The following is a 20,898-nucleotide window of genomic DNA, read 5'->3' as shown; positions in this document are numbered from 1 at the left end:
TCCGGACGCTGCACCGGCTGCACCTGGCGCGGCACGCGGTGACGATCGTCCCGACCCACGACCACCAGGCGGCGCAGCAGCTGCCGGCCTAGCACCTTTCGCGCGAGGGCGTCTTTGCAACTACGCGTTTCGCTCCAGTAGGACCTGCGCCGCCGCCATGTGTCCTTCGAAGCCAAATGATGTTGACATCGCCCGATAACGCTCGGCGAAGTCGTGATACGCGGCGTCTTCACCGCGAGCCCGCGCCAGCAATGCCCGCAACCGCAGCAGCGCAACGTCGAACAATACAAATCCGGGCTCGGTCGGCAGGGCGGCCAGCCGGTCGACCGCTCCGGCAGCCTCATCCAGATCCTCTGGCCGGCCGCGTTGCAGCAGGGTTTCCACGAAAGCGGCGGTGGCGGCCGCGTGGAACGTCGTCGGGTCGGTTGCGGAGTGCGCCTCGACAACCGCCCGCAGCTGCGCTATCGCATTGTCGAGGTCACCGGCACGTGCTTGCTCCTTGGCGCGCTCGACCTTGAGCTGTTGCAGCGCCGCCTGGTTGAGCCGGTCGTGTGAGCCGGTCACCTGGGATTGGGCAAGCAGGTCGAAACCTTGGGCGCGGTGCGCGCCGTCGAGTTGCACCAGGATGAGGCCCCGCAGAAACCTGGCCCACGCCAACGCGAATTGGTCTCCCCGCTCCTCGGCAGCGCGAAGGGCTTGTTCCGATTCGCTCAGCATCGCCGCGTCGGGAACCAGGAGCCCGTTCACTACCCCGATGCCGTAGATGTGCAGGAGCATTATCGAACGCGTACCGGGTTCGATCTCGTCACCCAGAGCGACCGCATGGTCGACGTCCTGCCGCCAACGCGTTGCGCCCCAGCACATCCGGGCGGCCGCGCGCATCATTGTGGCGATTCCCAAGGACGACCCGACGATAGTGTCCGCATTCTGCGGATCCGCGCGGGCCTCGTCGATGATCCTGTCGGCCAAACGCACCACCTCGGCGAGCTCGCCGGCCCCGAACTTCGCGGTGAGGGCGCCCGGCCGCAAGGTGACGGAGAGAACCGGATCGCCCAGCGAATCAAGAAGATTCACAAATTCCGTCACCATTGCCGCGGCTTGGCGGTAATGGCCGTAGGTGTTGAGTGCCATGATCTGTCCGGCCATACCCATGGCGAGCGAGGCTTTGTCGTCGGCGGCGGTCGCCAGCCCGTGCAGTTCGTCGAAGATGGTGTCGTCTACACGGCCGCCGAACCGCCAAGCGCTGAGGCAAAGCAGCGCGCGCGGCGCGATTTGCATTGCGGCGCGCCCCGGCTGGTCGCCCGGCAGCCGGTCCGCAACATGACACGCGCGTTGCCAGCTCATGCGCGCGGCACGAATGTCGCGGCGCGTCAACCAGGTCCCGGCCCGCATGTGCCACCCGAACGCTGCCGCGAGGTCACCGGCCGCCTCCAGATGTTCAGCGATCAGCGCCGCGTTCTCGTCCACCGATCCGGGGTCGCGCTCCGCAAGCGTCGCCGCCAGCCGCGTATGCAGCGCTGCGCGACCAGCCTTGAGCTGAGATCGATAGGCCACCGTCTGGATCAGCGGCTGGCGGAATGCGTACTCGGCGACCGGCGTGAAATTCACCTGCTCGATCAGGTGGGCGTGCACCAGGTGGTCCAACGTCGAGCAATCCGCCAGCGCAGCCAGCAGGTCGGCGCGGAAGCGGACACCGATCACCGCCGCCGCGTTCAATGTCGCTTTGGTCGCGCCGTCGAGCCGGTCGATGCGTGCGGCAATGGCTGCCTGAAGCGTGGCGGGGACGGCGACATCGGTTGATCCACTTGCGTTCAGGTATGCGCCGGGGGCGCCTTGGAGCACATTTCGATCGGTCAAGTCGCGCACGATTTCCTCGACGAAAAACGGGTTGCCGGCCGCACGCTCGGCGATCCGCTCGACCAGCCCGGCAACCGACGGGTCGGTACCCAGCAGCTGGACGACCAATGCTTTGGTGTCCGAAAAAGTAAGCGGCGCAAGGGAAATTTTCTGTGCGCCAGCCAGCTGACTCAGTGCGCCGGCGTACTCGGGACGATAGGTGATCAGCACCAACGAATGGGTCCGAGGGACGACGCTGATGAAGTCCGCCAACAGTGATTCGCTGGACGGATCGATCCAGTGAGCGTCTTCGATGACATAGACGGTGGGAGCCGCGCTGGCGAGGGCCGCATCGCAGACCAGCGCCGTCAGACGCCGCCGCCGGGCGTCGGGGGCGATATCGGGCAGTTCGTCGTCGGGGTCGCGGATTCCCAGTGTGTCCTCGAGGAGCACCTGATCGGCGTGATCGGCGGCGGGCACTCTGTCGCGCAGAAGCGCCCTGGCCTCGTGGTCACTCATGTCTTCCACCCCGAACGCCGCCCGCATCAGCCGCTCCACCACCAAGAAGGGGACTTCGCCGGTGTGGGATTCGCAGTACGTCGAGAAAACCCGAATCAAACGCGGTATCGCTACGGCCACAATCTCGTCGACAACGCGGCTCTTGCCGATCCCGACGGGACCGACCACGCTCACCACACAGCCACGGCCCGCCACCGACCGATCGAGCAACGCCGTCAAGGTGGCGAGCTCCCAACCCCGCCCAACCAGCTTCGACACCCTCCGGCTGTAATGAAAGCGCCCCGTCCGCATGGACAGCAAAGGCCACGCGACCACCGGGTCCTCCACGCCCTTGAGGAGAACATTTTCGGGGGTGCCAAGTGCGGCGACGTCGTCGACGAGGCGCGCGGTCGACTCGCTGAGCATGACTCCGCCGGGCGGCGCCACCGATTCCATCCGCTGGGCCATGCCGACCTGAAGGCCGACGGCCGTGTAATTCCATGGGTTCGAGCCGACATCGCCGGCAATAACCTCGCCCGAGTTCAGCCCCACCCGCAATTGAAGGTGGATACCGTCTCTGCTCTGCACCTGCCCGGCCAGCTCTTGCACCGCGTCCTGAATGTCCAGGGCTGCCAGACAGGAGCACAATGCGTGATCCTCCAGCGCGATCGGTGCCCCGAAAACGGCCATGATGCCGTCGCCGGTGAATTTGTCCACGGTTCCGGCGTAACGGTCAACTATCGCGGCGCAGCGGTCGAACAGGTCCGCCATGATCTCGCGCAGGCGCTCGGCACCGACGGCCTCTGCGATGTCCATCGAACCCACCACGTCGGCGAATAACACCGTCACCTGCTTGTACTCCGCGGATTGCTGCGGCGTTATCGGTGAACCGCAGCCGTCGCAAAAACGGGCCCCCTCGCGAAGTTCGATTTCGCACGTCGCACACGTGGATGCTGCCGCCGCCATTCGGGCCCCTAGTTCTCGAGTACACCAGTACGCCCACCCGATTCGCTAACAATAGGGCTTCGCGGCACGAATGGCCCTAGTTGAAAAGGTCCACCGCGGCGACGCGCTAAACGCCCAGGCAGCCTGGACCCAGCAGCTCCTTGAGGTCGCCCATCAGGGCCGGCGACGGCGTCACCCGCAGCGAGGCGTCCAGCTCCAGCGTGGTGATCCGATCCCCGCTGATCAGCCGCAGGTGCACCTGCGAGGTCCCGGGGTGGCGGGCCAGCACCTGTTTGAGCGCGCTGACCTTGTCGAAGGTGCACTGGCGCGTCGGCATGCTGACCGCCAGCGGCCGGTCCGGCTGGGCGTTGGAAAAGTCCGGCACCACAAGCTCGTTGGCGATCAGCGCGATCCGGTCGTCGCGGATCGCGACCTTGGCGTTGATCAACACCACGGCGTCGTCAACGATGTCGGCGCCGTACGTGGAGTACGCGTGCGGGAAGAACATCACCTCGATGCCACCGGTGAGGTCCTCCAATTGCGCCGAGGCCCAGGGCATTCCGTTCTTGTTGACCCGCCGGTTCACCGAAGCCAGGATGCCGCCCACCCGCACCTGGGTGTCGTTGGGAACGTCGCCGTCGAGGATCGCCGGGATCGCGGTGTCGACCTGCGCGGCCAGCAGGTGCGCCACCCGGTTGAGCGGATGCCCGGACACATACAGCCCCAGCATCTCCCGCTCGAGGGCCAGCTTGTGCTTGTCCTCCCACTCGTCGTCGGGCACCTTGATCGTGAACACCGAGTCGGTGGTGCCGGCCTCGCCACCGCCGAACAGGTCGAACTGGCCCATCGCCTCGGCCTTCTTGGTGCCCAGCACGGAGTCGACGGCGTCGGTGTGGACCAGGAACAGGCCCTTGCGTGCGTGGCCGAGCGAATCGAACGCGCCGGCCTTGATCAGCGACTCGGTGACCTTCTTGTTGCACGCCGAGACGTCGATCTTGTTGAGGTAGTCGGAGAAGTCGGTGAACTTGCCCTTCTCGCCGCGGGTGCTGATCAGCGAGCTCACCACGTTGGCGCCGACGTTGCGCACCGCGCCCAACCCGTAGCGGATGTCGGCGCCCACCGACGCGAAGTTCAGCCCGGACTCGTTGACGTCCGGCGGCAGCACCGTGATGCCCAGCTTGCGGCAGTCGGCGAGGTAGACGGCCGCCTTGTCCTTGTCGTCGCCGACCGACGTCAGCAGCCCGGCCATGTACTCGGCGGGATAGTTGGCCTTGAGGTAGGCCGTCCAGTAGGAGACCATGCCGTAGCCCGCGGCGTGCGACTTGTTGAACGCATAGTCGGCGAACGGAAGGATGGTGTCCCACAACGCTTTGATGGCACCCGCGGAGAAGCCGTTGGCCTTCATGCCGTCGGAGAAACCCTCGAACTCCTTCTCCAGGACCTCGCGCTTCTTCTTGCCCATCGCCTTGCGCAGGATGTCCGCTCGGGCGAGCGAGTAGCTGGCCACCTTCTGCGCGATGCGCATGATCTGCTCCTGATACACGATCAGGCCGTAGGTCTCGGCGAGGATCTCGCGCAGCGGTTCCTCGAGCTCGGGGTGGATGGGTTTGATCGCCTGGCGCCCGTTCTTGCGGTCGGCGTAGTCGTTGTGGGCGTTCATGCCCATCGGGCCCGGCCGGTACAGCGCGATGACGGCGACGACGTCCTCGAACCCGGTCGGTTGCATGCGGCGCAGCAGGTCGCGCATGGGCCCGCCGTCGAGCTGGAACACCCCGAGCGTGTCGCCGCGGCCCAGCAGCTCGTAGGTGGCCTTGTCGTCCAGCGGCACCGACTCCAGGTCGAGGTCAATTCCCTTGTTGGCCTTGATGTTCTCGATCGCGTCGCCGATGATCGTCAGGTTGCGCAGCCCCAGGAAGTCCATCTTCAGCAGGCCGATGGCTTCGCAGGACGGGTAGTCCCAGCCGGTGATGATCGCGCCGTCCTGCGGCCGCTTCCACAGCGGGATCGCCTCCGTCAGCGGCTCGCTGCTCATGATCACCGCGCAGGCGTGCACGCCCGCGTTGCGGATCAGGCCCTCCAGGCCGCGCGCGGTCTGGTAGATGGTGCGGACGTCGGGGTCGGTCTCGATCAGGCCGCGGACCTCGGCGGCCTCCTTGTAGCGCTCGTGGCTCGGGTCGGTGATGCCCGACAGCGGGATGTCCTTGGCCATGATCGCCGGCGGCAGCGCCTTGGTGATCCGGTCGGCGATGGCGAAGCCGGGCTGGCCGTAGTGGATCCGCGCCGAATCCTTCAGCGCCGCCTTGGTTTTGATGGTGCCGAAGGTGATGACCTGGGCCACCCGGTCCGAGCCCCACTTGTCGGCGGCGTAGCGCACCATCTCACCGCGGCGACGGTCGTCGAAGTCGATGTCGATGTCGGGCATCGACGTGCGCTCGGGGTTGAGGAACCGCTCGAACAGCAGCCCGTGTGGGATCGGGTCGATGTCGGTGATGCCCAGCGCGTAGGCCACCAGGGATCCGGCGGCCGAGCCCCGGCCGGGCCCGACCCGGATGCCCACCGACCGCGCGTAGTTGATCAGGTCGGCGACGATCAGGAAGTACGACGGGAAACCCTTGTCGCAGATGACCCCGATCTCGTAGGCCGCCCGCTGCGCATAGCCGTCGGGCGGGCCCGCGGGAAACCGCCGGGCCAGCCCGGCGTCCACCTCGTGGCGCAGCCAGGACGCCTGGTCGTGCCCGTCGGGCACCGGGAAGACCGGCATCCGGTCGCGCGGCGCCCACACCTCCGCGTAGGACTGCACCCGCTCGGCGATCAACAGCGTCGAATCGCAGGCGCCGGGCACCTCGTCGTCCCAGATCTGGCGCATCTCGGCGGCCGACTTGAGGTAGTAGCCGTCGCCGTCGAACTTGAACCGGTTGGGATCCGACAGCGTCTTGCCCGTCTGCACGCACAGCAGCGCCTCGTGGTTGTGGGCGGCGTCGCGGGTGACGTAGTGGCAGTCGTTGGTGGCCAGCGGGCGAATGTTGAGCGCCCGGCCGATCTCGAGCAGGCCCTCGCGGACCCGTCGCTCGATGGTCAGGCCGTGGTCCATCAGCTCGAGGAAGTAGTTGTCCGGCCCGACGATCTCGCGCCACTTGGCGGCCGACTCCAGCGCCTCGCGGTCGTGTCCCAGGCGTAGCCGGGTCTGCACCTCCCCGGACGGGCAGCCGGTGGTGATGATGATGCCCTCGGCGTGTTCGGCGATCAGCTCGGCGTCCATGCGTGACCATTTGCTCAACTGACCCTCGAAGGAGGCCAGCGAGGACAGCTTGAACAGGTTGCGCAGGCCGGCGGCGTTCTCGGCCAGCATGGTCAGGTGCGTGTAGGAGCCGCTGCCGGAGACGTCGTCGGCCTTCTGGCTGGGATCGCCCCAGGTGACGCGGCGGGTGTCGAAGCGTGAACCGGGCGCGATGTACGCCTCGACGCCGATGATGGGCTTGACCCCGGCCTTGGTCGCCTCGTTGTAGAACTCGCTGGCGCCAAACATGTTGCCGTGGTCGGTCATCCCGACCGCGGGCATCTGCAGCCGCTCGACCTCGGCGAGCATCGGCGCGATCTTCGCGGCACCGTCCAGCATCGAGTACTCGGTGTGGTTATGCAGGTGCACGAAGGACCCGGAAAATGAACCGCTCATAGGGACGCCAGTGTATGACCGACCACCGACGCATCCCCGGCGTGTCGCGTCGTGTGTCTCTTACGCCGCTCTTTGGGCGGGGCGGATTTAAGGTGGCGCTATGACCCAGATTGCAGACCCGTACGCGGTGTCGTCACCGTGGTCGCCGCGAGAAGCCGAACTGCTGGCGGTGACCTTGCGGCTCTTGCAGGAGCACGGCTATGACGGGCTGACGGTGGACGCCGTGGTCAGCGAGGCCCGGGCCAGCAAGGCAACGGTGTACCGGCGCTGGCCCTCAAAGGCCGAACTGGTGTTGGCCGCCTTCATCGAAGGCATCTGCCAGATCGCGGTGCCACCGGAGACCGGCACGTTGCGGGGCGATTTGCTGCAGATCGGGGACAAGATCTGTCAGCAGGGCCACCAGCTCGCCAGCACCATCCGCGCGGTGCTGGTCGAGGCGTCGCGCCATCCCGCCCTCGGCGACGCCTTGCAGCACCAGTTCCTCGATCAGCGCAAGGCCCTGCTGCAGCACGTGCTGCAGCAGGCGATCGACCGCGGCGAAATACCCGAGGGCGCGGTCGCCGACGAGTTGTGGGACCTGCTGCCCGGATACCTGATATTCCGCTCGATCATCCCCGGGCGGGCGCCCGACCGCCGCACGGTGCAAGCCCTGGTCGACGACTTCATCATTCCCGGGCTCACCCGATCCGCAAGGTATCAGGAAAATTGATACAAAGTGTACGGTCACGTCTCTTGTGCAGTACTGGTCAGTACCGTAGGGTCATATCCGACAGCCACGCTCGCAGGAGCCGCGTGACCGTCGCGCGCGCGCATCGAATATCCAACGGCTGAAGGGGATTTCGATCATGTCCCTCGTCAGACGGGGATGGATACCGCTGGTCGCGGTGATCGTCGTCGCGCTCACGGGGTTCGCCATCTACCGCCTGCACGGAATCTTCGGCTCCCACTCCAACGTCTCGGCCAACAGCGGCCTGGCCAACGAAATCGTCCCGTTCAACCCCAAAAAGGTGGTCCTCGAGGTCTTCGGCGCCCCGGGCGCCGTGGCGACCATCAACTACCTGGACGTCAACGCTCAACCGCAGCAAGTCAAGAACGCGCCACTCCCCTGGTCGTACACCATCACCTCGACCGAGCCCGCAGTGATCGGCAACGTCGTGGCGCAGGGCACCGGGGACACCCTCGGCTGCCGGATCACCGTCAACGGTGAGGTCAAGGACGAACGCACAGTGAACCAAGTCGACGCCTACACCTTCTGCCTGGATAAGTCGGGATGAGCAACCAACAAGAAACGCGGCCCCGCGTGCCGCACATCATCCGCCGGCTCGCGCTGCCGATCCTGCTGTTCTGGATCGCGCTCGCCGCGATCACCAACATCGCGGTGCCGCAGCTGGAAGAGGTGGGAAAAACCCATAATGTGGCGTTGAACTCCCCCGACGCGCCGTCGCTGAAGGCGATCAAGCGCATCGGCCAGAAGTTTCAGGAATTCGACACCGACAGCCAGGCGATGATCGTCCTGGAAGGTGACAAGCCGCTCGGCGCGGACGCGCACAAGTTCTACGACGCGATGATCCGCAAGCTCGAGCAGGACAAGAAGCACGTCGAGCACGTTCAGGACTTCTGGGGCGACACCCTGACCGCGGCGGGGTCGCAGAGCAACGACGGCAAGGCGGCTTATGTCCAGCTGTTCCTCGCGGGCAACCAGGGCTCGGCGCTGGCCAACGAGGGCGTCGGCGCCGTCCGCGACATCGTCGAGCACATGCAGCCCCCACCCGGCATCAAGGTCTATGTGACCGGCGCGGCACCGCTGATCTCCGATCAGTTCGACGTCGGCAGCAAGGGCACCGCGAAGGTCACGGCGATCACCGTCGGGGTGATCGCGGTGATGTTGCTGTTCGTCTACCGTTCCGTCTTCACGATGCTGCTCGTACTTTTCACCGTCCTCGTCGAAATGTCCGCGGCCCGGGGGATCGTCGCCTTCCTTGGCAACGCCGGCATCATCGGGTTGTCCACGTACGCGACGAACATCCTCACGTTGCTGGTGATCGCCGCCGGCACGGACTACGCGATATTTTTCGTCGGCCGCTATCAGGAGGCGCGCGGGACCGGCGAGGACAAAGAAACTGCCTACCACACCATGTACCGCGGAACGGCCCATATCGTCCTGGGTTCGGGGCTGACCGTGGCCGGCGCGGTCTTCTGTCTGAGCTTCACCCGGTTGCCCTACTTCCAAAGCCTGGGCATCCCAGCCGCTCTCGGCATCATCGTGGCGCTCATCGCCTCACTCACGCTGGGGCCGGCGGTGCTCACCCTGGGTGCCGCGCTGGGCGTGTTCGAGCCGAAACGCGCGATGCGGACCCGCGGTTGGCGACGGATCGGCACCGCCATCGTGCGCTGGCCCGCCCCCGTGCTCACCGCCGCGTGCGCCCTCGCCCTCGTGGGCCTGCTGGCGCTGCCCGGATACAAGACGAGCTATGACACCCGGCCCTATATGCCCGCCAGCGCCCCGGCCAACATCGGTTACACCGCGGCCGAGCGGCACTTCTCCCGGGCCCGCCTGGAGCCCGAATTGCTCATGGTCGAAACGGATCACGACATGCGTGACCCGGCCGACATGCTCATCCTGGACCGGGTGGCCAAGGCGGTGTTCCACGTCCCGGGCGTCGCACAGGTGCAGACCATCACCAGGCCGTTGGGAACCCCGCTCATTCACAGCTCGCTCGCGTTCGTGATCAGCAATCAGAGCGCCGCCCAGCAGGAAAACCTGACCTACCAACGGGATCGAGCGGACGACCTGCTCAAGCAGGCCGGCGAGCTGGCGAAGACGATCAACATCCTCAAGCAGCAATACACCTTGCAGCAGCAGCTGGCCGCCGCCACCCACAGCGAGACGCAGAGCTTTCACGACACGGTCGACACGATCCGGGACCTGCGGGACAAGATCGCCACCTTCGACGACTTCTTCCGGCCGATCCGCAGCTATTTCTATTGGGAGAGGCATTGCTTCGACATCCCCGCCTGCTGGGCCATCCGCTCGGTCCTGGACGCGCTCGACGGCGTCGACCAGCTCACGGAGAAATTTGAGAACCTCACGGCCACCCTGGACAAGCTGGACGCGCTGCAGCCGAAACTGGTGGCACTGATACCGCCCCAGATCGACAGCCAGGAGACCAACCGGGAGCTGGCGCTGGCGAGCCACGCCACCCAGGCCGGCATCAACGCCCAGACCCAGGCCGCGATCGACAACGCGACGGCGCTGGGGCAGGCCTTCGACACGGCGAAGAACGACGACAGCTTCTACCTGCCGCCCGAGGTGTTCAACAACCCTGACTTCAAGCGGGGGCTGAAGCTGTTCCTCTCCCCAGATGGCAAGGCGGCCCGGATGATCGTCACCCATGACGGCGATCCCGCTACGCCGCAAGGCATCTCACACATCGACCCGATCGTCAACGCCGCGCACGAGGCCCTGAAGGGCACGCCGATGGCCGACGCCAAGATCTATGTCGGCGGGACGGCGGCGACGTACAAGGACATCAAAGAGGGCGCCAACTACGACCTGCTGATTGTGGGATTCGCCGCGCTGGCCCTCATCCTGCTGATCATGCTGATCATCACGCGCAGCCTGGTCGCGGCGCTCGTCATCGTTGGGACGGTGGCCCTTTCGCTGGGTGCCTCGTTCGGGCTGTCGGTGCTGGTGTGGCAGTACCTGTTCGGCATCAAGCTTTATTGGGTCGTGCTGGCGCTGGCGGTGATCCTGCTGTTGGCGGTCGGATCCGACTACAACCTGCTGTTGATCTCCCGGTTCAAGGAGGAGATCCACGCCGGTCTCAAGACCGGCATCATTCGCTCGATGGCCGGTTCCGGTTCGGTGGTCACCTCGGCCGGGCTGGTCTTCGCGGTCACCATGTGCGCGTTCGTGTTCAGCGGTTTTCAGGTGTTGGGCCAGATCGGGACCACGATCGGACTGGGTCTGTTGTTCGACACTTTGATCGTGCGTTCCTTCATGACGCCCTCCGTCGCAACGCTTCTCGGGCGCTGGTTCTGGTGGCCCCAACGGGTGCGCCCGCGCCCGGCCAGCACGATGCTGCAGCCCTACGGGTCGCGCGCCTCGGTGCGTCAGCTGCTGCTGTGGGACGACGACGACACCGCGGTGATGCCTACCCGTACAGATCGACAAACTGCTTCAGCGACTTCTGCACGTCTCCCTTGACCGCGCGGGCCGCGGCCGAGCCCACCGGGCCGAACAGCGCGCGCCCGCCCAGCTCGAGACGCAGACCCAGCGTCGACCCGCCTGTGTTGGGACGCACGGACAGCGTGACGCCGTATTTCGCCCCGCCCTTGCCCGATCCCGACATCGCCACCTCGTGCGGCGGATCCCACCTCGTCACCGTCCAGGTCACGCGGTTGCGCAGGCCCTTTGACCGAGCCACCCCAACGACCTGGGTGCCCTCGGTGATCTCGTCGGGCAGCTCGCTGCGCCAGCCCTCGTGAAGCACCAGCCATTCCCCCAGCTCCGACAGGTCCGACACGTGGTCCCACATCTCCTGCGGGGCCATCGGCATGTCGGCGGTCATCTCAACGGCGGCCACTAGTCAAACGTAGCTGCCGGACCAGTGTGTGCCCACGGCTTTGTGTGTGAGCCCTGGGCGCGCATCTCGCCTTGGGCTCACACACAGCGCCCACGATTCACACTCGCTACCGCGGCCCCACCGCCAAGTACTAGTGGCTGGGTCCGCCGCGGAATCGGTTGCCGATCCGCAGCCCGGGCAGCAGCAACGTGCGCGGCACGAACCGGCCGCCGGTGCTGACGACCTTGGGCACGATGCCCGGCACGACGCTGCGCTTGCCGGCCAGCATCCCGCCGATGGCCGCCTCGGCGACGTCGTGAGGCGAGACCTGCGCCACCGGGATGCTGAACCGCTCGGCGTTGGCGATCTCGGCCCACTCCGTGGGCACCGGGCCCGGACACAGGACGGTCACCGACACCCCCGTCCCGTGCAACTCCTCGTGAATGGCTTCGGAAAACGTCTGCACGAACGCCTTGGTGGCCGAGTACACCGCCATGTACGGCAACGGCTGGAACCCGGCGATCGAGGCGATGTTCATCACGGCGCCGGCGCCGCGCTCCACCATGCCCGGCAGCGCGGCGTGGGTGAGCTCCATCAGGGCGAGCGCGTTGAGGGTGACCTCTTCGCTTTCACGCTCGAGCGGCAGTTCGTGGAAGATGCCGCTGGTGCCGAAACCGGCGCTGTTGCATAAGCCGGCGATCGGCTCGGCGCGGAGCCGGTCCGCCAGTTTCGCGCGGCCCTTGGCGTCGCTGAGGTCCAGCGGCAGGACCTCGACGGCCACGGAGTACTCCTGGCCCACCTCGTTGGCGAGGTCGTCAAGGCGGTCGCGGCGCCGCGCGACCAGCAACAGCGGGAAGCCGCGGCGGGCCAGGCCGCGGGCCAGTTCGGCCCCGATGCCGGAGGAGGCGCCGGTGATGACGACGGTCGTGTCGGTGTCGGGTTTCGGAAGACTCATGGTTTCACCAATGTATCCCTCGGGTCGCGCGGACAAACGTCTCACTCCGCTTGTCGAAACGCTCTGCGTCACTGGATGATTCGCCGCCCCTGGCCGCGTCGGAGTCTTTGAACATGGCGAACGCGCGGTTGCGCACGCGGTCCATCACCGCGGGGTTGACGGCATCGGCGACGGCGGCGAACTGCCCGAACGGTGAGCTCGCGCGGCGGGGCCGGTGCACGATCGCGTCGGCGATGACGCCGGCGGCCTGGTCGGGGGTCAGCGCGGGGAACTTGTCGTACATCGTGGTCGGGCTGATCATCGGCGTGCGCACCAGCGCCATGTGCACGGTGGTGAACTTGACATCGTCGTTGACCACTTCGGCCTGCAGCGCGTCGCACAGGCTGTCGAGGGCGGCCTTGCTGGCGATGTAGGCGCCGAAGCGCGGCGCGCGGGTCTGCACGCCGACCGAGGAAACGTTGATGATCTGGCCGAAGCCGCGCTCCCGCATGCCCGGGATGAACTTGAGGATGAGCTGGACCGCGCCGAGGTAGTTCAGTTGCATGGTCCGCTGGTAGTCGTGGATGCGGTCGTACGACAGCTCCAGCGATCGCCGGATCGAGCGCCCCGCGTTGTTGATGAGGATGTCAACGCCGCCGAGGTCGTCGAGCACCTGATCGGCCATCGTGGCGATGGCGTCCATGTCGGTCAGGTCGCAGGGGTAGATGTGGGCGGTGCCGCCCTCGCCTTCGATCTCCGCGGCGACCTTCTCGAGGTTCTCCCGGGTTCGGGCCACCAGCACCACCACGCCGCCCGCTTCCGCGATCTTCTTGGCGGCGGCCGCGCCGATACCCGACGACCCACCCGTGATGAGGACCGTGCAGCCCTCCACGGCGTCGCGCAGCGAACGGCCCTGCACCGCGTCCAGCAGGTTCCGCAAGTAGAACGGTCGATATCGCCCGGCCGAGTTAGGGGTGTTGATGATGTTGGAGACCGCCGCAAAGGGCTTTTCCACCATGTGGGTCAAGTCGCCAAGCAGATTCATCGGCTGTCGCTCCTGGGGGGCAATGTGACGTGGGTCATAAAACCAACCTAGGGCATCGGCCGGCCGGCAGAGCCGGATTGCCGCCATGTGAACCCCGGTCCGGCAGCTCACCCGGCCGGCCACACCGCGGCCATCGGAGGGCAATCGGCTTGTTACACAGGGTAATCCGGGCGTGATCACGGACTTACTGAGGGGCAACGCCCAAATGTTCCAATCGGTGTTATGAAAATGCTGGCGCACTTCCGCAAACCGGAGCCGCACACGATCTACGACCGGATCGGCGGACAGGAGGCCATTGAAGTGGTCGTCGAGGACTTCTACGTTCGCGTGCTCGCCGACAGCCAATTGGCGGGCTTTTTCACCGGGACCAACATGAACCGCCTCAAGGGCAAACAGGTCGAGTTCTTCGCGGCCGCCCTCGGCGGCCCCGAGCCGTACACCGGAGCGCCGATGAAGCAGGTGCACCAGGGCCGCGGCATCACGATGCACCACTTCAACCTGGTGGCCGGGCACCTGGCCGACGCGCTCGCCGCCGCGGGGGTCCCCGCCGCGACGGTCACCGAAATCCTCAGCGCCATCGCGCCACTGGCGCCCGAGATCGCGTCGCCGGAAACCACCAAAGTCTAGGCGCGGCGTTCCCCCGCGACCTCGGCGAGCCTTCGACGCAGATAGCGAATAACGCCGGCGTCGGCGGTGAGATCGATGGCCCTGCGGTAGGCCTCCGCCGCCGCCGCGGGCCGCCCCGCCTCGGCCAGCAAATGCGCACGCGCCGTCCAGGCCGGCTGGAAGCGCGCCATCGCCGGGTCGGTGATTCCCTCGAGCGCGACCAGCCCCGCCTCCGGCCCGTCGAGCCGGCCGTCGACAACCGCCAGGGAAACCGCCGCACCCAAAGACGGCGCGAAGTGCAGCAGCGCCCGATGAAGTTTGCGCAGCGCCGCCCAATCCGTTCGCCCGCTGCGCGCCCGCGCGCAGTGCGTCGACTGGATGGCCGCCTCGTATTGGTAACGCCCGGGGCGGCCGAGGGCGTGGGCCCGACGCAGCAGCGCCTCGCCGCGCGCGATCATCGCCGAATCCCAGAGCCGGGTGTCCTGGTCGTCCAGCGGCACGAACTCACCGCGCTTGGTGCGCCGCGCCGGCCGGCGCGACTCGGACAGGCAGATCAGCGCCGCGAGCCCGAGCGCCTCGGGCTCCTCGGGCAACAGGTCGGCCAGCACCAGCGCCAGATGCAGGGCCTCGGCGGCCAACGACTCGATCGGCGGACCCTGTGGCTCCAGCTGCCAATCGATCGCCCACGCACCGTAAACGGCTTCAAGCACGGCCGGCAGCCGCTCGTCGAAGTCCTCCGGGACCGCGAATGGGATGCGCGCTTCGCGAATCCTGCGTTTGGCGCGGACCAGCCGCTGGGCCAGCGTCGCGGGTGGCAACGAGAACGCACGCGCGATCGCCGCCGAGTCGATGCCCAGCACCGTCTGCAGCATCAACGCGGTGCGGCAATTGGCGGCGATCGCGGGATGCGCACAGACCAGCATCAGCTCCAGGCGACGTTCGGGGATCGCCTCCGGGGCCGGGAAATCGCCGCTGATATCCCATTTTTTGGGCAGGGGGCCGGTCATGCGGTGAGCGTGCGACTTCCAGCGGTCGCGCTGCCGATTGCGGGCGACAGTAAGGACCCAGGCTTCGGGGTTGTCCGGTATCCCCTCGTGCGGCCAGCGTTCGAGCGCGCGCTCCAGCGCGTCACCAATGGCATCTTCGGCCGTGGCGATGTCGGCGTTCGGCGCGGCCAGCACCGCCAGCAATCGGCCGTAGGATTTGCGGACCAGCTCGGCCACCCGGGCCTGCGCCTCATTCAGGGCTGTACCATCCTTTGCCGCTCGCGTAAGTGACTGCGACAGGGCGGATTTCGATCGACCCCCACCCAGCGGCCGGGCACCGCTTCGCCCACGACAGGGCGGCGTCCAGATCCGGAACATCGATGATGAAGATCCCGCCCAGGCGTTCCTTGGTGTCGGCGAACGGCCCGTCCTGGATCCTTGGTTCGCCGTCGCGCGCCGTGAAGGTGGTCGACGCGACGGCCGATTGCAGGACCTGGGTGCCGATCAGCACGCCGGCCGCGTCGAGGTCGTCGGCGTACTTGGCGAACGCCGCCCGCGCGGGCGCCATGTCTTCCTCGGTCAGCCCGAGTTCGCCGCCCTCCTGGTAGTGCATGAGTAGGCAGTACTGCATGATGACGCCCCTTTCTTTTCGATGGTTTCACCGCAATGACGATTGAGGCCACGTCCGATCGACACCACAATGCAATTCATGCCCCGCACATTCGAAGATTTGGTGGCCGAAGCCGACTCCGTCAACGTTGACGGATGGGACTTCTCCTGGCTCGACGGCCGCGCGACCGAGGAACGCCCGTCCTGGGGTTTCCAGCGGCTGCTGAGCGGCCGCTTGGCGACGGTGTCGGCCGCGCTGGACATCCACACCGGAGGCGGCGAGGTGTTGGCGGGCGCGGGGCCGTTTCCGCCGACCATGGCGGCGATCGAGACCTGGCCGCCCAACGCGGCCCTGGCGACCAAGCGCCTGCATCCGCTCGGCGTGGTGCTCGTGGCGATGCGAGACGAGCCTCCGTTGCCGTTCGCCGACGAGGCGTTCGACCTGGTGACAACTCGCCACCCGATCTCGGTGTGGTGGAAGGAGATCCTTCGGGTGCTCCGGCCGGGCGGCACGTACTTCGCGCAGCACATCGGCCCCGCCACCATGGGCGAGCTGGTCGAGTACTTCATCGGACCGCAGCCCGAGAAATGGGCCGAATTTCACCCGGACGCCGTGCGCGCGCAGGTACAGGCCGCGGGTCTGGAGGTCGTCGACGTGCGCATGGAGCGGCTGCGCGCCGAGTTTTTCGACATCGGCGCCGTCGTCTACTTTCTGCGCAAGGTGGTTTGGACGGTGCCGGACTTCACCGTGGAGCGCTACCGCGACCGGCTGCGGCAACTGCACGAGCAGATCGAGGCCGACGGGCGGTTCGTCGCGCACCCGACGCGGGTGCTGGTCGAAGCGCGCAAGGCGGGCTGAGCCGGGGTCAGCCCGTGCGCATTGCCCGCCGGAGGACTCCTGGATGGCGGGCAATCATGGGCATGAGCCGGACGAAGAGCAGGGTTAGCGCGAGCCAGGGGCGCAGGTGCGGACGGATGCGCTCTATCTGCCCGTCCGCCGTCAGGTCAAGAACCATGGCATCGTTCAGCGGTACGCCGAAGATACGCGCTTCGCCGAGGATCACCCGCCGGGTACCGTCTCCGATTTCTTCCGTCCACTCGACGTGATTGAGGCCGCCGTAGACGGCGGCGAGCAGGATCCGAAGATCCGGCTTGCCGCGGACCACCATGCGGCCGACGATCGGCGATACCAACTCCGCGTGCGGGGCAACGGTTTCCATCACGGCGTCGATGTCGTTGGATTTCGATCCTGCTCGAAACCTGCTCACGGCGTCGTCCATAACGGATTATGGTGCCACCGGATCGGCCAGCAGGGGCCGGCGCGAGCGTTATTCAGCCCTCGTCGCGCAGCACGTCCAGCGCGTGCTGCAGATCCGGCGGGTAGGGGCTGACGATCTCGATCCGCCGGCCGTCTGCCGGGTGGGCGAACGCCAGCGAACGCGCGTGCAGCCATTGCCGTTCCAGCCCAAGCCGTTTCGCCAGTTTGGGGTCGGCGCCATAGACGAGGTCGCCGCAGCAGGGGTGGTGCAGCGCGGAGAAGTGCACCCGGATCTGATGCGTGCGTCCGGTTTCCAGGTGCACGTCGAGCAGGCTGGCGGCGACGTGGGCTTCCAGCGTGTCGTAGTGGGTGAGGCTGTGCCGGCCGTCCTTGGTGACAGCGAACTTCCATTCGCCGCCGCGGTGCCGCCCGATCGGCGCGTCGATCGTCCCGCTGGACGGATCAGGGTGGCCCTGCACCAGTGCGTGATAGCGCTTGTCGACGGTGCGCTGCTTGAACGCCCGCTTGAGCACCGTGTAGGCGCGCTCGGAGAGCGCCACGACCATGACCCCGGAGGTCCCGACGTCGAGGCGATGCACAATGCCCTGGCGCTCCGGCACGCCGGATGTGGTGATCCGGTAACCGGCGGCGGCCAGGCCGCCGAGCACCGTCGGTCCGGTCCAGCCGACCGACGCGTGCGCGGCCACCGCCGCGGGTTTGTCGACCGCGACGATGTCGTCGTCGGAATACAGGATGGTCATGCCCTCGATGTCGACGGGCGTGTTTTCCAGCGGGGCCGGCGCGTCGGGCAGCCGCACGTGTAGCCAGGCACCGCTCGTCAGGCGGTCGGACTTGCCGGCCTGCACACCGTCCAATTCGACGCCGCCGTCCTCGGCCAACGCCGCCGCCGCGGTCCGCGACAGCCCCAGCAGCCGCGACAGCCCGGCGTCAACACGCATGCCCGCCAATCCCTCCGGGACGGGCATCGAACGTTCGGTCATCAGTGCTGATCGGCCTTGCGGCGGGCCACTGCGTCCCCGTTGGGCTTTCGACGGCCCACGGCATCGAAGTCGTAACCGAAGACCGAAAGCACCACCAACAGGATGGCCCCGCCGACCACGGCGGGGTCGGCGACGTTGAACACCGGCCACCAGCCGACCGACAGGAAATCCACGACATGGCCGCGCAGCGGTCCCGGCGACCGGAAAAACCGATCGACCAGGTTGCCCATCGCGCCGCCGAGGATCATCCCGAGCCCGACCGCCCACCACGGCGACACCAACCGCCGCCCCATCCAGAAGATGCCGGCCACCACACCCGTCGCGATCAGCGTCAGCAACCAGGTGTATCCAGTGGCCATCGAGAACGCCGCGCCCGAATTGCGCACTAACGTCCACGTCACGGTGTCACCGATGATCGACACCGGCTGGCCGGGCGGCAGTAGTTTGACGGCCAGCACCTTGGTCACGATGTCCAGGGCCAGCACCACCGCCGCGACCGACACCAGCAGACGCAGCCGCCTCGGCGGCCTGGTCGGTGCGGGTTCGGGTTCGGCCACCTCCGGGGCCGGTCCTGATGGTTCGTCGGACACGTCACCCATCATCCCCTAACCCGAACATGCGCGATGATGCCACCGTGACTTCCTCGAAGGCCCGGCTCACCGTCATCGCCACCGGCGGCACCATATCGACCGGCAAAGGGGCCGACGGGGTGCGGCGACCGGCGTACAGCGGGGCGGACCTTACTGCTCCCGTTAGTAAAGGTCTCGACGTGGACGTCGTCGACCTGCTGGCTCTCGACAGCTCCGAGCTGACGCCCGCCGACTGGGACCGCATCCGCGTCGCCGTGCGGGCCGCGATCGACGGCGGCGCCGACGGTGTGGTCGTCACCCACGGCACCGACACCATGGAAGAGAGCGCGCTATGGCTGGACCTCACCCACGCGGGGAACGTCCCGGTGGTGCTCACCGGCGCCATGCGCAGCGCCGACGCCCCCGACGCCGACGGCCCCGCCAATCTGCGCGATGCGCTGGCGGTCGCGGCCAGCCCGGCCGCCCGTGACCTGGGGGTGCTGGTGTGCTTCGCCGGCCGGGTGCTGCAACCGCTGGGCATGCACAAGGTGGCCACCGAGGACCTGAGCGGGTTCGCCGGCGAACTGGTCGGCAGGGTCGACCGCGGCGGCGTGACCCTGACCGGCCCCAAGACGCGCCCGTACCTGGGCGATCTCGACGCCGCCGGCGCCCCCCGGGTCGACATCGTGGCGGCGTACCTCGGAAGTGACTCGGTGGCGCTGGACGCCTGCGTGGCCGCCGGCGCGCGGGGCGTGGTGCTCGAGGCGCTGGGTTCGGGCAACGCGGGAGCGGCGGTCGTCGACGGGGTGCGCCGGCACTGCCGCGACGGAGTGAATATCGCGGTGTCCACCCGGGTCCCGGGCGGGCGGGTCGGCGCAAGTTACGGTCCGGGCCACGACATGGCCGCCGCCGGCGCGGTGATGGTGCCGCGGCTGCGGCCGCCGCAGGCGCGGGTGCTGATGATGGCAGCCCTGGCCGCGGGGCTACCCGTCGCCGACGTCATCGACCGCTGGGGTTAGCAGCGCGTCGGCCTGCAGCGAGTCGAGATAATCCGGCCAGTCCAGGGAGTCGACCGGGTTGGCGCCGCTCAGGTCGCCGGTGTCGGCGGGAAACGTGCGCGCTTGGCCCGGGCCCGAGCCGCGGGTCTCGAAGCGCACCGTCACCACGCCATGGCCGGCGCCCTGCACCCAGCCGTGCCCGAATTCGCGGTGCGCCACATCGTCGCCGATCCGCCACGGCGAGGCCTCCTCGGTCACCGGCGCGAACATGGCCTCGGTCGCGGTCTCGATGTGCTGCTGGTCGGAAGTCTCGCCGCTCAACTCGAGGTCGGGGAACAGCGATTCCTGGCGGACGTCGCTCAATCCCGAAAACCCCACGCCGAGAAGGCGAATCGGCCCGATTTCGCGCGGGTCGAGCAACAGCCGGCGGGCCACCGCGGTAAGCGCGCCGGCCTCGGTGGTCGCGTAGGGCAACGTCGCCGAGCGGGTCAGCGTGCTCATGTCGGACTTCTTCAGCTTCACCGTGACGGTGCGCGCGCCTCGGCCGTCGCGCAGCAACCGCTGGTGCGCATGCTCGGCGATGGGGTCGATCGCGTCGCGCAGCTGCTCGAGGCTGGTCAGGTCGGCGGCGAAGGTCGACTCGGCGCTGATCTGCTTGGCCACCGCACGCTCGGCGACGGGACGGTCGTCGACGCCGCGAGCCAGGCGATGCAACGCCGGCCCGACCGTGGCGCCCAGGATGTTGGCCACCTCGGCGTCGGTCAGCGCGGCCAGCTGCCCGATGGTCTCGATGCCCAGCCGATTCAATTTCTCCTCGGCGACCGGGCCGATGCCCCACAGCCGCCGCACCGGCAACCCGCCCAGCAGGGCCCGCTCCTCTGCGCGCCGGACCACCCGCACGCCATCGGGCTTGGCCAGTCCGGACGCGATCTTGGCGATCTGCTTGCCCGAGCCCGCACCGACCGACGCGACCAGGCCGGTCTCGTCGCGAATGCGCCGCCGCAGCTCCTCGCAGAACGCCTCGACTTCCTCGGCCGCCGCCCCGGTGAGCTGCGGCGGCTCCCCGAAACCCTCGTCGACGGACAGCTGCTCGACGACGGGCACCAACCGGCGCACGGAATCGAAGACCCGGCGGCTGGCCACCCCGTACACCACGCCGCGCGGCGGCAGCACGACGGCGGTCACGCCGATCAGCCGGCGGGCCTGATGCATCGGCATCGCCGACCGCGCGCCGAAGACGCGGGCCTCGTAGCTGGCCCCGGCCACGACGCCCCGCCCGCCCAGGCCGCCGACCAGCCCGTCAGCCGCGGGCGTTACCAATACGCGGCGGCCATCAAGTCGACGCCCTGCGCGCGGGCGCGCAGCGGGCGAACGG

17 protein-coding genes are annotated in these 20,898 nt (G+C 67.7%); 6 read left to right on the top strand and 11 right to left on the bottom strand.

The window, feature by feature from the left end; genetic code table 11:
• Positions 1 to 120: 120 nt before the first annotated feature.
• Together A5706_RS21685 and dnaE are read right to left on the bottom strand one after the other, a co-directional pair.
• The gene (locus A5706_RS21685; RefSeq protein WP_068135114.1) at positions 121 to 3,300 is read right to left on the bottom strand and encodes an adenylate/guanylate cyclase domain-containing protein; all 3,180 of its coding nucleotides are present in this window, start codon (positions 3,298 to 3,300) and stop codon (positions 121 to 123) included.
• 106 nt (positions 3,301 to 3,406) lie between these two features.
• Positions 3,407 to 6,952 carry a DNA polymerase III subunit alpha gene (dnaE, locus tag A5706_RS21680; protein WP_068135112.1) on the bottom strand — a complete coding sequence of 1,182 codons (3,546 nt, stop codon included), beginning with the start codon at positions 6,950 to 6,952 and terminating at the stop codon, positions 3,407 to 3,409.
• A gap of 100 nt (positions 6,953 to 7,052) precedes the next feature.
• Between dnaE and A5706_RS21675 the strand changes: the two genes are divergently transcribed.
• From A5706_RS21675 to A5706_RS21665, 3 genes are all read left to right on the top strand, one after another.
• Positions 7,053 to 7,661, top strand: a complete 609-nt coding sequence (locus A5706_RS21675; protein ID WP_068135109.1) for a TetR/AcrR family transcriptional regulator — start codon at positions 7,053 to 7,055, stop codon at positions 7,659 to 7,661.
• Between the two features lie 136 nt (positions 7,662 to 7,797).
• The gene (locus A5706_RS21670) at positions 7,798 to 8,226 is read left to right on the top strand and encodes an MmpS family transport accessory protein (protein WP_369831931.1); all 429 of its coding nucleotides are present in this window, start codon (positions 7,798 to 7,800) and stop codon (positions 8,224 to 8,226) included.
• Positions 8,223 to 11,159, top strand: coding sequence for an RND family transporter (locus tag A5706_RS21665; RefSeq protein ID WP_068135107.1), 2,937 nt, complete (start codon positions 8,223 to 8,225; stop codon positions 11,157 to 11,159). The genes A5706_RS21670 and A5706_RS21665 overlap by 4 nt, the downstream gene beginning before the upstream one ends.
• Here A5706_RS21665 and A5706_RS21660 read toward each other — a convergent pair.
• From A5706_RS21660 to A5706_RS21650, 3 genes are all read right to left on the bottom strand, one after another.
• Entirely contained in the window at positions 11,107 to 11,538 is a 432-nt protein-coding gene (locus A5706_RS21660; protein ID WP_068135105.1) for an SRPBCC family protein, read from the bottom strand. The two genes, A5706_RS21665 and A5706_RS21660, sit on opposite strands and share 53 nt — an antisense overlap.
• Before the next feature lie 130 nt (positions 11,539 to 11,668).
• Positions 11,669 to 12,472, bottom strand: a complete 804-nt coding sequence (locus A5706_RS21655; RefSeq protein WP_068135101.1) for an SDR family oxidoreductase — start codon at positions 12,470 to 12,472, stop codon at positions 11,669 to 11,671.
• Between the two features lie 4 nt (positions 12,473 to 12,476).
• Complete coding sequence (locus tag A5706_RS21650) at positions 12,477 to 13,496, bottom strand: SDR family NAD(P)-dependent oxidoreductase (RefSeq protein ID WP_068135097.1); 1,020 nt, start codon at positions 13,494 to 13,496, stop codon at positions 12,477 to 12,479.
• 222 nt (positions 13,497 to 13,718) lie between these two features.
• On the opposite strand from A5706_RS21650, the gene A5706_RS21645 reads away from it, so the two are divergent.
• A complete protein-coding gene (locus A5706_RS21645) occupies positions 13,719 to 14,123 on the top strand; it encodes a group 1 truncated hemoglobin (protein WP_068135094.1) in 405 nt (134 codons plus the stop codon).
• Here the strand turns inward: A5706_RS21645 and A5706_RS21640 are convergent.
• Both A5706_RS21640 and A5706_RS21635 read right to left on the bottom strand, forming a co-directional pair.
• Positions 14,120 to 15,325 (bottom strand): RNA polymerase sigma factor, encoded by a 1,206-nt coding sequence (locus A5706_RS21640; protein WP_231985373.1) that lies wholly within the window; start codon positions 15,323 to 15,325, stop codon positions 14,120 to 14,122. The genes A5706_RS21645 and A5706_RS21640 overlap by 4 nt on opposite strands.
• A 13-nt stretch (positions 15,326 to 15,338) precedes the next feature.
• Positions 15,339 to 15,719: a YciI family protein gene (locus A5706_RS21635; RefSeq protein WP_068135092.1), complete on the bottom strand. Its 381-nt coding sequence runs from the start codon at positions 15,717 to 15,719 to the stop codon at positions 15,339 to 15,341.
• A 78-nt stretch (positions 15,720 to 15,797) separates the two neighbouring features.
• Here A5706_RS21635 and A5706_RS21630 point away from each other — a divergent pair, with 78 nt between their 5' ends.
• A complete protein-coding gene (locus A5706_RS21630) occupies positions 15,798 to 16,556 on the top strand; it encodes a class I SAM-dependent methyltransferase (RefSeq protein ID WP_068135123.1) in 759 nt (252 codons plus the stop codon).
• 7 nt (positions 16,557 to 16,563) lie between these two features.
• Here A5706_RS21630 and A5706_RS21625 read toward each other — a convergent pair whose 3' ends face one another.
• The 3 genes from A5706_RS21625 to lspA are packed head-to-tail and all read right to left on the bottom strand — an operon-like array spanning position 16,564 to position 18,546.
• Complete coding sequence (locus A5706_RS21625) at positions 16,564 to 16,977, bottom strand: nuclear transport factor 2 family protein (protein WP_156767267.1); 414 nt, start codon at positions 16,975 to 16,977, stop codon at positions 16,564 to 16,566.
• A 52-nt stretch (positions 16,978 to 17,029) separates the two neighbouring features.
• The gene (locus A5706_RS21620) at positions 17,030 to 17,956 is read right to left on the bottom strand and encodes an RluA family pseudouridine synthase (RefSeq protein ID WP_068135089.1); all 927 of its coding nucleotides are present in this window, start codon (positions 17,954 to 17,956) and stop codon (positions 17,030 to 17,032) included.
• Entirely contained in the window at positions 17,956 to 18,546 is a 591-nt protein-coding gene (lspA, locus tag A5706_RS21615) for a signal peptidase II (protein WP_369831930.1), read from the bottom strand. The genes A5706_RS21620 and lspA overlap by 1 nt, the downstream gene beginning before the upstream one ends.
• A 26-nt stretch (positions 18,547 to 18,572) precedes the next feature.
• Between lspA and A5706_RS21610 the strand changes: the two genes are divergently transcribed.
• Positions 18,573 to 19,544 carry an asparaginase gene (locus A5706_RS21610; protein ID WP_068135086.1) on the top strand — a complete coding sequence of 324 codons (972 nt, stop codon included), beginning with the start codon at positions 18,573 to 18,575 and terminating at the stop codon, positions 19,542 to 19,544.
• Here A5706_RS21610 and A5706_RS21605 read toward each other — a convergent pair.
• Positions 19,509 to 20,843 carry a DNA polymerase IV gene (locus A5706_RS21605; protein ID WP_068135084.1) on the bottom strand — a complete coding sequence of 445 codons (1,335 nt, stop codon included), beginning with the start codon at positions 20,841 to 20,843 and terminating at the stop codon, positions 19,509 to 19,511. The genes A5706_RS21610 and A5706_RS21605 overlap by 36 nt on opposite strands.
• Between the last annotated feature and the right edge of the window lie 55 nt (positions 20,844 to 20,898).

It is taken from the genome of Mycobacterium sp. E796 (genome assembly GCF_001672815.1).
Taxonomy (GTDB): domain Bacteria; phylum Actinomycetota; class Actinomycetes; order Mycobacteriales; family Mycobacteriaceae; genus Mycobacterium.
This window is presented reverse-complemented; position numbering and strand designations above follow the sequence as displayed.

Bases quoted from the DNA above. Each gene is read 5' to 3' on its own strand.
- A5706_RS21685 (WP_068135114.1), bottom strand. From the start codon at position 3,300: ATGGCGGCGGCAGCATCCACGTGTGCGACGTGCGAAATCGAACTTCGC.
- dnaE (WP_068135112.1), bottom strand. From the start codon at position 6,952: ATGAGCGGTTCATTTTCCGGGTCCTTCGTGCACCTGCATAACCACACC.
- A5706_RS21675 (WP_068135109.1), top strand. From the start codon at position 7,053: ATGACCCAGATTGCAGACCCGTACGCGGTGTCGTCACCGTGGTCGCCG.
- A5706_RS21670 (WP_369831931.1), top strand. From the start codon at position 7,798: ATGTCCCTCGTCAGACGGGGATGGATACCGCTGGTCGCGGTGATCGTC.
- A5706_RS21665 (WP_068135107.1), top strand. From the start codon at position 8,223: ATGAGCAACCAACAAGAAACGCGGCCCCGCGTGCCGCACATCATCCGC.
- A5706_RS21655 (WP_068135101.1), bottom strand. From the start codon at position 12,472: ATGAGTCTTCCGAAACCCGACACCGACACGACCGTCGTCATCACCGGC.
- A5706_RS21650 (WP_068135097.1), bottom strand. From the start codon at position 13,496: ATGAATCTGCTTGGCGACTTGACCCACATGGTGGAAAAGCCCTTTGCG.
- A5706_RS21645 (WP_068135094.1), top strand. From the start codon at position 13,719: ATGAAAATGCTGGCGCACTTCCGCAAACCGGAGCCGCACACGATCTAC.
- A5706_RS21635 (WP_068135092.1), bottom strand. From the start codon at position 15,719: ATGCAGTACTGCCTACTCATGCACTACCAGGAGGGCGGCGAACTCGGG.
- A5706_RS21630 (WP_068135123.1), top strand. From the start codon at position 15,798: ATGCCCCGCACATTCGAAGATTTGGTGGCCGAAGCCGACTCCGTCAAC.
- A5706_RS21625 (WP_156767267.1), bottom strand. From the start codon at position 16,977: ATGGACGACGCCGTGAGCAGGTTTCGAGCAGGATCGAAATCCAACGAC.
- A5706_RS21620 (WP_068135089.1), bottom strand. From the start codon at position 17,956: ATGACCGAACGTTCGATGCCCGTCCCGGAGGGATTGGCGGGCATGCGT.
- A5706_RS21610 (WP_068135086.1), top strand. From the start codon at position 18,573: ATGCGCGATGATGCCACCGTGACTTCCTCGAAGGCCCGGCTCACCGTC.